Annotated in this window: 3 protein-coding genes and 1 pseudogene; all 4 read left to right on the forward strand. The window is 75.2% G+C overall.

Annotation, left to right across the window (positions count from 1 at the left end; genetic code table 11):
* The first annotated feature begins 25 nt into the window (after positions 1 to 25).
* Positions 26 to 10,539 (forward strand): annotated as a pseudogene (locus tag E6R62_RS06870) (amino acid adenylation domain-containing protein).
* Positions 10,540 to 10,633: 94 nt separating this feature from the next.
* A complete protein-coding gene (locus tag E6R62_RS06880; RefSeq protein WP_136212396.1) occupies positions 10,634 to 10,834 on the forward strand; it encodes an MbtH family protein in 201 nt (66 codons plus the stop codon).
* Between the two features lie 138 nt (positions 10,835 to 10,972).
* Positions 10,973 to 12,319 (forward strand): MFS transporter, encoded by a 1,347-nt coding sequence (locus E6R62_RS06885; RefSeq protein WP_136212397.1) that lies wholly within the window; start codon positions 10,973 to 10,975, stop codon positions 12,317 to 12,319.
* Between the two features lie 187 nt (positions 12,320 to 12,506).
* Complete coding sequence (locus E6R62_RS06890; RefSeq protein WP_136212398.1) at positions 12,507 to 12,716, forward strand: hypothetical protein; 210 nt, start codon at positions 12,507 to 12,509, stop codon at positions 12,714 to 12,716.
* Positions 12,717 to 12,721 lie beyond the last annotated feature (5 nt).

A 12,721-nucleotide genomic window follows, 5' to 3' on the forward strand; every position in this document is an offset into this window, starting at 1 on the left:
CACCCAGGAGAGCTCGCCGGCGGCTGTGCCGGCGGCAGTCGACAGCCGGCTCGCGGCAGCCCGTGAGCTGCTGCGCAGCCGGGTCCGGGCCGCGCTGACGGACCCGTCGGCCGCCCCGGGGACCGCGGCGGACGGCACCGCCGGGGCGGCCGGGAGCGGTTCGCCGGCCCGTGAGCCGGTCGCCTCGTTCGCCCAGGAGCGGATGTGGCTCGCGGACCGGATGGCCGACGGCCGCTCCGGGTACGCGATCCCCCAGGTCGTGCGGATGCGCGGCACGCTGCGCCCGGAGCCGCTGCGACAGGCGCTGACGGCCGTGGTCGAACGCCACGCCACGCTGCGCACCGTGTTCGAGGAGCGCGACGGACTGCCCCACCCGGTGGTCCTGCCGGCACCCGACTCCGTACCGCTGCCGGTCCTCGATCCGGGGGCGGGCCCGCTGGAGGAGTTGGAGCTCCGGGCCCGCGGGTTGGCCCTGGAGGAGGTCCGCAAGCCCTTCGACCTGGCCCGGGGCCCGCTGCTGCGCGCGCTGCTGATCCGGCTGGGCGCCGAGGACCACCTGCTGGTGCTGGTGGTCCACCACATCGCCACCGACGGCTGGTCCATGGGACTGCTGTGGCAGGAGCTGGCCGACGGGTACACCGCCCTGGTCCAGGGAAGGCCGCTGCCCGCACCGGCCCTGCCGCTCGACTACCAGGCGTACGCCCGCTTCCAGCGCGAGCGTTTCGAACACGGGCTGATGGACGGCCAGTTGAGATTCTGGGAGCGTTCCCTCGCCGGTCTCGAACCGTTGGAGCTGCCCACCGACCGGCCGCGTCCAACCCGTCGCAGCGGCGACGGACAGAGCCTGCCGTTCACCCTCGATCCGTCGTTGACGCGGCGGCTGCGCCGGCTCGCCGAAGCCCACGGCGTCACCCTGTTCATGACGCTGCTCGCCGGCTTCCAGACCGCCTTGGGCCGGTACGGCGGCAGCACCGACATCGCGGTGGGCACCCCGGTCGCGGGGCGCGACCGGGTCGAGCTGGAGCCGCTGATCGGCTTCTTCGTCAACACCCTGGTGCTGCGCACCGACCTGTCGGGCGAGATCGGCTTCGACGGGTTGCTGGAGCGCGTGCGCCGCGTCACCCTCGACGCGTACGACCACCAGGAGGTGCCCTTCGACCGGGTGGTGGAGCGGCTGAGCCCCGAGCGGGTCGGCGACCGCAACCCGCTGGTGCAGGTCATGTTCGCGTCCGCCCAGGACGAGACGGCCGGACTGCGCCTGCCGGGGGTCTGCGCCGAGGCGGTGACGGCCGACTTCGGCGGTTCCCTCTTCGACATCAGCGTGTTCGTCGCCGAGGGCGCCGACGACTGCACCGGCTCCTTCGTCTTCGACACCGACCTGTTCGACCGGGCCACGGCCGAACAGGTCCTCGCCCACTACCTGGAGCTGCTCGCCGCGGCCGCCGCCGAACCGGGCCGCCCCCTCGCGGAGCTGCTGCCCTCCGCCGCCACCGCCGAGCGGCTGGTCGGCACCGGGCACGGCGTCGTGCGCGCCGACCTCGCCCCGGCGACGCTGACCGAGCTGTTCGCCGACCGGGTGCGCACCTCCCCGGACGCCGTGGCCGTCGTGTGCGGGACGCACCGGCTCACCTACGCCGAACTCGACGCGCGTTCCGACGCGTTGGCGGCCCGGCTGGTCGAGTCCGGGGTGGTCCGCGAATCGGCGGTGGCACTGCTCTTGGAGCGCTCCCCGCAGGTGCCGGTGGCCATGCTCGCCGTCCTGAAGGCGGGCGGCGCGTACGTCCCCCTCAACGCGGACTTCCCCGTCGAGCGGCTGCACTGGATGCTGGAGCGCACCGGCGCCCGGGTACTGCTCGCCGATCCAACCACGGCCGGCCACGAGGCCGTCGCGACCGCGCCGGCCGGGGTGCGGGTGCTCGACGTGACGGCGCCGGCGCCGGACCGGTCCGCCGTGGACATCGCGTCCTGCGTCCCGGACCAGCTGGCATACGTCATGTACACCTCCGGCTCGACAGGCGAGCCCAAGGGCATCGCCGTCACCCACGCCAATGTGGCCGCGCTCGCCCGGGACTCCGCCTTCGGACCGGCGCACCGCCGGGTGCTCGCCCACTCCCCGCTGTCCTTCGACGCCTCGACGTACGAGCTGTGGGTGCCGCTGCTGGCCGGCGGCACCGTCGTCGTGGCCCCGCCCGGCCGGATCGACACGGCCGCCCTCAGGGACCTCGTCCGGGAGCACGGGATCACCACCCTGTGGCTGACCGCCGCCCTGTTCAACCTGGTCGTCGAGGAGTGCGTGGAACTCCTCACCGAGGTCCGGGAGGTGTGGACGGGCGGCGAGGCGGCCTCGCCCGAGGTGTTCCGCCGGGCCCTGACCGCGGCCCCCGACACCCTCCTGACCAACGCCTACGGCCCCACGGAGACCACCACCTTCGCCACCCGGCACACCCTGGACGCCCGCGCGGGCCGCGGGGTCGACGGGCGCGTCCCGATCGGCACGCCGCTGGACGACACCCGGCTGTACGTGCTCGACGAGAGGGGCCGTCCGGTACCCGAGGGCGCGGTCGGTGAACTGTGCGTCGGCGGCACCGGCCTGGCCCGCGGCTACCTGGGGCGGCCGGGGCTGACCGCCCGCCAGTTCGCCGTCGACCCGTACGGGCCGCCCGGCGCCCGCATGTACCGCACCGGCGACCTCGCCAGGCGCCTCCCCGACGGCACCGTCGACTACCTGGGACGGGCCGACCAGCAGGTCAAGATCCGCGGGTTCCGCATCGAGCCCGGGGAGATCGAGGCCGAGTTGCTGCGCGTCGCACAGGTCGGGCAGGCCGCCGTCGTCGTGCGCGCGGACGCCTGCGGCGAGCAGCGGCTCGTCGCGTACGTGGTGGCCGCGCCGGGCGCCTGCGCCGATCCCGACGACCTGCACCGCGCCCTGGCCGCACGTCTTCCCGCCTACATGCTCCCGGCCGCGATCGTGGTGCTGGACGCCCTGCCGGTGACCCCGAACGGGAAGCTGGACCGCCGGGCGCTGCCCGCTCCGCCCGAAGGGCACGTGCGGCGGGCCGGGTTCACCGCTCCCGCCTCCGCCACCGAGGAGCTCGTCGCCGAGGTCTGGGGCGAGGTGCTCGGGCGCGACCGCATCGGGCGCCACGACGACTTCTTCGACCTGGGCGGCCACTCACTGCGCGCCACCCGGGTGGTGTCCCGGCTCGGCGGTCGACTCGGCAGGGCCGTCCCCCTGCGGCTGCTGTTCGAGAACCCGGTGCTCGAAGCGTTCGCCGCGGCCCTCGATCCGGCGCGCGGCGAGGGCGCGCAGGCGGACCCGGCGGACACCGCCGCCGACGTGATCGCACCGCGCCCCGCCGGCGCACCGGCGCCGCTGTCCTTCGCCCAGCAACGCCTCTGGTTCCTCGACCAGTTGCAACCGGGACGTCCCGACTACAACATCCCCGTCGTCACCCGACTGCACGGCGACCTCGACACCGCCGCCATGCTCGACGCCCTGCGCACCGTCGTCGAACGGCACGAGGTGCTGCGCTCACGGATCACCGAGGGGCCCCTGGGCCCGGTACAGGCCGTCGAGCCGCCGGCGGTGTTCGTCCCGCTGCTCACCGACCTCGGCGAACTGCCCCCGGAGCAGGCCCGCTCGCGGGCCCTGGGGCTGGCGCACGCGGACGCGGCCGCCCCCTTCGACCTGACGACGGCGCCGCTGCTGCGCGCCCGGCTGGTGCGGACGGCCGCCGACGAGCACCTCCTCGTGCTGGTCCTGCACCACACCGTCGGCGACGGTTGGTCGATGCCGGTGCTGTGGCAGGAGCTCTCGCGCTCCTACGCGGCGCTGAGCCGCGGGCAACGGCCCGCCCTGCCCGCGCTGCGCGTCCAGTACGGGGACTTCGCGCACTGGCAGCAGCAGCGCCTGGCCGACGGCGCCGTCGACCGGGGCATCGCCCACTGGCGCACCCGGCTGGCGGGGCTCGCACCGCTGGAACTGCCCACCGACCGGCCGCGTCCCGCCGGCCGCTCCGGCGCCGGCGACACCGTGTCCTTCGAGGTGCCGGCCGAGCTGGCCGCACGCCTGGGCGCCGTGGCCCGGGAGCACGGAGCCACCCTGTTCATGGTGCTGCTGGCCGGCTTCCAGTCGCTGCTGGCCCGCTACACGGGGCAGTACGACGTCGCGGTGGGCTCACCCATCGCGGGCCGCGACCGTACCGAACTGGAGCCGCTGATCGGCTTCTTCGTCAACACCCTGGTCCTGCGCACCGACCTGTCGGGCGATCCCGCCTTCGGCACGCTGCTGGGCCGGGTCAGGGAGACCGCGCTCCAGGCGTACGAGCACCAGGACGTGCCCTTCGACCGGCTGGTGGAGGAGCTCCGGCCGGAGCGCGACCTCAGCCGCAACCCGCTGTTCGACGTGCTCTTCCAGCTCCACCCCGAGCAGCCGGACGCGCTGCCGCTGGAGGGGGTGCGGGTGGAGACCGTCGAGACCGCCAACGGGACCGCCAAGTTCGACCTCAGCCTGGCCATGACGGAGCACCCGGGCGGGCTGACGGGCACCCTGAGCTACGCCACCGACCTCTTCGACCGCGGCACGGCCGAGCGGTTCGGCGCCCACTACCTGCGCCTGCTGCGCTCGGCCGCCGACCGGCCGGACGCCCCGCTGTCCCGGCTGGATGTGCTGTCGGTGGGCGAACGGGCGGCCCTCCTCGGCGAGGACTCCCCCGCCGCCCCGCAGACCAACGCCCCGGCGACGACCCTGCACTCCCTGGTCGAGGAGCAGGCCCGGCTGCGGCCCACCGCGACCGCGGTGAGCTGCGCGGGACGCTCCACCAGTTATGCCGGGCTCAACGCGGCGGCCAACCGGCTGGCCCGCAGGCTGCGGGACAGCGGCATCGGCCCGGAGACCACGGTCGCGGTGATGACCGGCCGCGACACCCGCATGGTCGTGGCCGTGCTGGCCGTGCTCAAGGCGGGCGGCGCGTACGTCCCCGTCGACCCGGGCCACCCGGCCGAGCGGATCCGTACGGTACTGGCGGACAGCGGGGCCCGGCTGCTCCTGACCGGCGGGCTGCCCGAGGAGGTGACGCCCCGACTGCCGGACTCCGTGCCCGTACTGGAACTGGACGAGGTGTCGGCGACGGACGGCGCCGCCGACGCGGACGACCCGGACGCGGCGGACCTGCCGGCCCTCGCCGGACCGGACCACCTGGCCTACCTGCTGTACACCTCGGGATCGACCGGCAGGCCCAAGGGCGTCGCCGTCCCGCACGCCGCGATCACCGGCTACCTCGCGGCGCTGACCGCCACCTTCGCGATAGGCGCCGGGGACACCGTGCTCGCCCGCACCGCGCTCACCTTCGACCCCTCGGTCCGTGACCTGTTCGCCCCGCTCACCACCGGCGGGCGGGTCGTCCTGGCCTCGCAGGACGAGGCCGCGGACCCGGACGCCCTGGCCCGGCTGCTGCGCGCCGAGCGGGTCTCCGCGCTGCTGTCGATCGTGCCCTCGATGCTGGCCCCACTGGTCGAGGCCGTCCCCGAGCCCTGCCCGGACCTGCGGCTGGTGATGACCACGGGCGAGGCGCTGACGGCCGGACTGGCCCGGGCGGCCCGCGCGCTGGGCCCGGCCGGACGGCTGCGGCTGGTCAACCAGTACGGCCCGACCGAATGCACCAACACGACCACCTACCACGTCGTGACGGACGCCGACATCGACAGCGGCCGCATCCCCATCGGCCGCCCGCTGCCGGGTGCCCGCGTCCTCGTCCTCGGCGAGCGGCTCGAACCGCTCCCGCGCGGGGCGATCGGCGAACTGTTCATCGCCGGCCGGGGAGTCGCCCGCGGCTACCTGGGTGACCCGGGCCGCACCGCCGAGGCCTACCCGCCGGACCCCTACGGTCCGCCCGGTGCGCGCATGTACCGGACGGGAGACCTGGCGCGACTGCGCTCCGACGGGGTCCTGGAGTTCCACGGCCGCCGGGACAACCAGGTCAAGGTCCGGGGGCACCGGATCGAACTGGGCGAGGTGGAGGCCGCCCTGCTGCGTCACCCGGACGTGGCCCGCGCCGTCGCCGCCGCCCACGGCGAGGGCGCCGACCAGGCGCTCGTGGCGTACGTGGTGTTCGAACCTGGGAGCGCCGGCGAACCGGGGGCCGTGCTGGACGCGGTGCGCGAGGTGCTCCCGGCCGCCCTGGTGCCCTCGGTGCTCGTCGCGCTCGACGCCCTCCCGCTGACGCCCAACGGCAAGGTGGACCGCCGGGTGCTGCCCGCGCCGGAGCGCGGCACGGGTGGGCCGGCCCGGGCGTACCTCGCCCCGCGCACCGCGCTGGAGCGGACGGTCGCCGAGGTGTGGCAGGAGGTACTCGACGACGGCCCCGTGGGCATGCGCGACCACTTCTTCGAACGCGGCGGCCATTCCCTGCGGGCCACGCGGGCCATCTCGCGGCTGCGGACCCTGCTGGGACTGGAGATCCCCGTGCAGTTGCTGTTCCGCCACCCCGTCGCGGGGGACCTGGCGCGGGCCCTGGCGGGCCTGGGCGACAGCGGTGAGCCCGCGATCCCGGCGCCCGCCGCCGGGCCGGGACCGCTCTCCTTCGGACAGCAGCGCCTGTGGCTCCTGGACCGACTGCAGCCCGGCCGGCCCGACTACAACATGCCGGGGGCGATGCGGCTGAGCGGGACGCTCGACACCGCCGCGGCCCTGGGGGCGCTGAGGGACGTCGTCACCCGCCAGGAAGTGCTGCGCTCCCGGATCGAAGCCGGCGGGGGCGGTGTGGAGGACGCGCGCCTCGTCGTGGAGCCGCCGGAGGTGTTCTCCCCGGAGTTCACCGACCTCACCACGGCGGACCCCGCCCGGGCCGCCGGGCAGGACCCGGCGCGGACGGCCGAGGAGCGCGCGCTCGAACTGGCCGCGGCCGACGCGGGCCGGCCCTTCGACCTGGCCGCCGCACCCCTGCTGAGGGCCCGGCTCGTCCGGGTCGCCGAGCGGGAGCACCTGCTGGTGATCGTCGCCCACCACATCGCCTTCGACGGCTGGTCCGTCGCGGTCTTCTGGCAGGAGTTCTTCGCCGCCTACCGTGCGCGGACCGAGGCCGACGCCGAACCGCTCCCCGAACTGGCCGTCTCCTACGGCGCGTTCGCGGCCTGGCAGCGGCAGCGGCTGACCGGCGACCTGCTGGCGCGGCAGCTCGACTACTGGCGCGGGCGCCTGGCCGGGTCCGCCCCCCTGGACCTGCCCACCGACCGGGTCCGGCCGTCCACCCCTTCCGGGCGCGGCGACCAGTTGCCCTTCACCGTGCCCGCTCCGCTGCTGGAGCGGCTGCGCACGCTGGGCCGCCGGCACGACGCCACCCTCTTCATGGTGCTGCTGGCCGGCTTCCAGGCACTCCTCTCGCGCTGGTCGGGCTGCCTGGACGTGGCCGTGGGCTCACCCATCGCGGGCCGCGACCGCAGCGAACTGGAGCCGCTCGTCGGCTTCTTCGTGAACAACCTGGTCCTGCGCACCGACCTGTCCGGCGATCCGGGATTCGCGACGCTGATCGGCCGGGCCCGCGAGACCTGCCTGGGGGCCTACGCCCATCAGGACGTCCCCTTCGAGCGGCTGGTGGAGGAGGCCCAACCGAGCGCGACCTCAGCCGCAACCCCCTGTTCCAGGTGATGCTGGTGCTGAACGAGGAGGCCGCGGCCCCGCCGGCGCTGCCGGGTCTGGCCGCGGAACCCCTCGCCCTGGCGAGCGGCGCCTCGAAGTTCGACCTGTCGCTGTACTTCTCCGAGGAGGACGGCGAGCTGCACGGGGAGGCGGTGTTCGCCACCGACCTCTACGACCGGCAGACCATCGCCCGGATGACGGACGCCCTGCTGGAACTGCTCACCGCCGCGGCGGACGCACCGGACGCGCCGGTCGGCTCGCTGGCCCTGCTCGGCGACGCCGAGGAGCAGCGGGTCCTGCACGAGTGGAACGACACCGCCGAGGCGGGGGCGGACCGGCCGCTGCACGAACTCGTCGGGGAGCGGGCCGCGCGCACTCCCGCCGCGCCCGCGGTCGACGACGGCCTGCGGAGCCTGGACTACGGCGGCCTGTGGGCGGCCGCCGGGCGGCTGGCCGGGGAACTGACCCGGCTCGGGGTCGGTCCGGACTCCGCCGTGGCGGTCTGCGTGGAGCGCTCGGTGCTGTTGCCCGCGGCCCTCCTGGGCGTACTGCGCTCGGGCGGGACCTACGTGCCGGTGGACCCGGAGTACCCGGCCGACCGGGTCGAGTACATGCTGTCCGACAGCGGGGCGCGGGTGCTGGTGGTCTCCGGCGACGCCGCCGCCCGGCTCCGGACGCCCGACGGGGTGCGGGTGGTCGACCTGGAGGCGCTCCTCGCGACCGAAGGCGCGGCCGGCCCCGTCGGCGCCCCCGCGCCGGCCGCGCTCCACCCGGAGCACCTCGCCTACGCCATCTACACCTCCGGGTCGACCGGTCGCCCCAAGGGGGTCATGGTGCCCCACCGCGCCCTGGCGAACTTCGCCCGGGACATGACGCGCCGGCTGGCCCTCGCCCCGGGGGACACGGTGGCCGCGGTCACCACGGCTTCCTTCGACATCGCCGTGCTGGAGCTGCTGGTACCGCTCGCCGCCGGCGCCGCCGTGCGGGTCGTGGACCGGGAGACGGCACGGGATGGAGTCCTGCTGGGCAGGGAACTGCACGCCTGCGCCGCCACCGTCGTGCAGGCCACCCCGGCCACCTGGCACCAGCTGATGGAGACGGGTTGGCGCGCCCCGGCGGTGCGGGCGCTGTGCGGCGGCGAAGCGCTGCCGTCGGCGCTCGCCGAGCGGATGCGCGCGGCCCTGGGCACGGTGTGGAACGTCTACGGGCCCACCGAGACGACGGTCTGGTCCACGGCCCACGAGCTGTCGGGCCCGGCGGGCGAGGGGGCGGTGCCCATCGGCTCGGCGCTCGCCAACACCCGGCTGTACGTTCTGGACGAGCGGATGCGGCCGGTTCCGGTCGGCGTGTTCGGCGAGCTGTTCATCGCGGGGGACGGGGTGGCCCGCGGCTACCACGGCCGGCCCGCACTGACCGCCGACCGCTTCGTCCCCGACCCGTACACACCGGGCGGCCGGCTGTACCGCACGGGAGACCTGGTGCGCCGGCTCCCCGACGGGGACCTGGAGTACCGGGGCCGGGCCGACGGCCAGGTCAAGGTGCGCGGCCACCGCATCGAGCTCGGCGAGATCGAGGCCGCGCTGGCCGGTCACCCGCTGGTGCTGGCGGCGGCCGTGGCCGTGCACGGCGAAGGCGTCGACGCGGTGCTCGCCGGTTACGTGACCTGGCGGGACGCCGAGGGCGACCTGCGGGCGCTCGGCGACTTCCTGCGCGAGGAACTGCCCGAGTACATGGTCCCGAGGGTGCTGAGCGCGCTGGAGCGGCTGCCGCTCACCCCCAACGGCAAGCTCGACCGGCGGGCCCTGCCCACTCCTTCGGCCACGGCGGCGACGGCGGACCGGACGCCGCGGGTGGCGCCGCGCGACGCGGTGGAACTGCGGATGGCGCGGTTGTGGGAGGAGGTCCTCGAAGTGGCGCCGATCGGTGTCCGCGACGACTTCTTCGACCTGGGCGGCCATTCCCTCAAGGCCTTCACACTGATGGGCGCCGTGCAAAGGGAGTTCGGGGTGGAGCTGCCGCTGAACCTGCTGTTCCGCCGACGCACCGTGGAACTGCTCTGCGAGGCGCTCCCGGAGGCGGCCGCGGCGGCCGCCCGGCTGCTGGTCCCGCTCGCCGAGGGGGACCCGGCGCGACCTCCGCTGATCCTGGTGCACCCGCGCGGCGGTGACGTCGTCTGCTACCGGGACCTGGTGCGCGGCCTGGCCGCCGCCCCCGCCGGCGACCGGCGGGTCCTGGGGCTGGAGTCGGTCGGCTACAACACCCCGGACGCGCCGCTGGAGCGGGTCGAGGAGATGGCCGAGCGCTACCTCGCCGCCGTACGGGAGGAGGTGCCGAGCGGCCCCTACTTGCTGGCCGGTTGGTCCTTCGGCGGTACGGTCGCCTTCGAGATGGCGGCCCGCCTCGAAGCCGCCGGGGAGACCGTGGCCTTCCTCGGCCTCGTCGACACGGCCGCTCCCGGTCCCGTGCCCCGGGCGGACGCCACGGCGGGCGATCCGGACCTGCTCAGGTACGGGATCGCCGCCGGGCTCGACGCCGGCGAGGCACGCGGGCTCGACGAGGACGCCCTCCTCGACGCGCTGGTCCGGCGCGGTCGCGAGGACGGCAGCCTCCCCCGAGGTTCGGCCTCGGAGGCACTGCGCCGCCTGCTGCGGGTCGCGGAGGCCAACGGCGCCGCGTCGGCGGCGTACCGCACCGAAGCCGTCCTGGACACGGACGTCCATCTGTGGACGGTGGCCGAGGTCCACGACGAACTCGCCACCCCGCTGGTGGACCCGGAACCCTGGCGCCCGCGCACCGGCGGAGCCCTGCGCCACGCCGTGGTCCCGGGCAACCACCACACCGTGATGGACCCCCCGCACGCCGACGTGGTGGCCCGGGCCCTCGGCGGGGTCCTGCCCCTCTGATCTGATCCGAATCGCCTCACACCTGTCCCGAACACCTGTCCCGTTCACGAACCCGCACGGCACCCGCCGTGCCCGCGTACAAGGAGAAACAGCCATGAACGACTCGACGACCCAGCAGTTCCTCGTGGTGGCCAACGACGAGGAGCAGTACTCCCTCTGGGAGGCAGACCGTCCCGTCCCGCTCGGTTGGCACGCGCAGGGCTTCCAGGGCGGCAAGGACGAGTGCCTGGCGCACATCGACCGCGTGTGGACCGACATGCGCCCGCGCAGCGTGCGTGCGGCCACGGCCGGCTGACCACCCGCCCCACCGACCCACCGACCCACCGATCCGGTGTCCCACTGCTCCGCCGACCGGCGGACACCGCGGCGCCCGGCTCCCCGTCACCCCGGGACCCGGGCGCCGCGGCGCGCGAAGGAAGGACCGAAGAACGCCATGAATCCGCCCACGCCGGCCGAGCCCCCGGCCGAATCCGCCCAGTCGCCGAGGCGGCTGCTTCCCCTGCTCACCCTGGTGGCCGTCTCCGGCGTCTCCTCCCTGGGCATCGCGATGACGCTGATCGCCGTGCCCTGGTTCGTCCTGCACAGCACCGGCAGCGGCGCCCGCACCGGGCTGGTGGCCGCGGCGGAGATGCTGGGGCTGCTGTGCTCGGCCGTGCTCGCCGGCCCCGTCGTGGACCGGCTGCCCGCGCGGGCCGTCAGCACCGGCGCGGACGTGCTGACCGCCGCGGCCCTGGCCCTCGTCCCGCTGCTGCACGCCCGGGACGCGCTGCCGCTGCCCGCCCTGGTCTGCCTGGTCTTCGTCGTGGGCGCGGCGCGCGGGCCCGCCGACACCGGGAAGCAACTCCTGCTGACCGGGGCGATGGAGAGCGCCCGCGTCACGGCGGAGCGGGCGACCAGCGCCGTCGAGGGAGCCCGCCGGATCGGCATGATGACGGGCGCCCCGCTGGCGGGGTTGCTCATCGCCGCCGTCGGGCCGGTACGGACCCTGTGCGCGGACGTGGCGGCGATGCTGGTCTGCGCCCTGCTCGTGGCCCTGCTGGTACCGGCCGCCCGCGGGGGCCGCCCGGCGGCGGCGACCGACGACGGGGGCCGGGGGGCGTCCTCGTATCTGCGGGACCTGCGCACGGGCTGGACGCGGTTGCGCGACGACCGGCTGTTGCGGGCCATGACGACCGTCCTGCTGGTCACCAACGCGCTCGACGGAGCGCTGAACGGAGTGCTCTACCCGGCGTACGGCACGCGCGTGCTGCACAGCAGCTCCCTGTTCGGGGCGATGGTCACGGCGATCGGGGCGGGCGCCCTGCTGGGCGCGGCCCTCTTCGGCTGGATCGGCCACCGCGCCCCGCGTCGGGCCCTGTTCGTGGCCGCCTTCGTGCTGGTGGGCGCGGTGCGGTGCGCCGCCCTGGCGGCCGAGCCGGCGCCGGGGGTGCTGCTGGCGCTGCTGGCTCTCTCCGGGATCGGATCGGGGGTCGTCGGGCCGCTGATGATGTCGGTGGCGTACGAGCGGGTTCCACGGGACGTGCGCGGGCGGGTCTTCGGCCTGCTCGTCGCGTGCGCCCTCGCGGCCACCCCGCTCGGCATGCTCGGGGCGGGAGTGCTGCTGGACCACTGGGGGCTTACCTGGTCGCTGGTGGCGACCGGGGCGGTCTACCTGGGGGTCACGCTGGCGCCGTTGGTGCTACGGGTGTGGCGCCAACTGGACATACCGGTTTCGGCCGGGCCCGAACGGGAACGGGCCAAGGTCGCGGTTGCGGCACCCGTCCCGGCTTCGAGCCATTGAGAAGTTCATCCCGTTTCGATGTGTTTTGCCGCCCCTCACCTTAACGCCAGGCAGCTTGATGAACGCTTGATCGCGGCCTCAGCGCCCCCCGGGGGCGGCAGAGTTGGTTTCGCAGGACAACGACCGGCGCGGTTCCCCCACGAGGAGGACCGCGTCACCACCAGACCACCTTCCTGGGGGGAACCCAATGCTGAAGCGCTACCTTTTGGCCGTCACCGTCACGGCTGTCGCCCTCCTCGTGCCGGCCGGCGCGGCGTCGGCCGACACCGGCCCGGCCGACCCGGCCGCCACGGCGGAGGCTCCCGCCCCCGCCCCGCACCACGTGATCGTGCGGAGCACGACCAACACGGGCGCGGAACGGGGCAAGACCCCCACCGACAGCTCCTGGGGCGGCTGACCCGC

The organism is Streptomyces sp. A1136 (assembly GCF_004795055.1).
Taxonomy (GTDB): Bacteria; Actinomycetota; Actinomycetes; order Streptomycetales; family Streptomycetaceae; genus Streptomyces.

Bases quoted from the DNA above. Each gene is read 5' to 3' on its own strand.
- E6R62_RS06880 (WP_136212396.1), top strand. From the start codon at position 10,634: ATGAACGACTCGACGACCCAGCAGTTCCTCGTGGTGGCCAACGACGAG.
- E6R62_RS06890 (WP_136212398.1), top strand. From the start codon at position 12,507: ATGCTGAAGCGCTACCTTTTGGCCGTCACCGTCACGGCTGTCGCCCTC.
- E6R62_RS06885 (WP_136212397.1), top strand. From the start codon at position 10,973: ATGAATCCGCCCACGCCGGCCGAGCCCCCGGCCGAATCCGCCCAGTCG.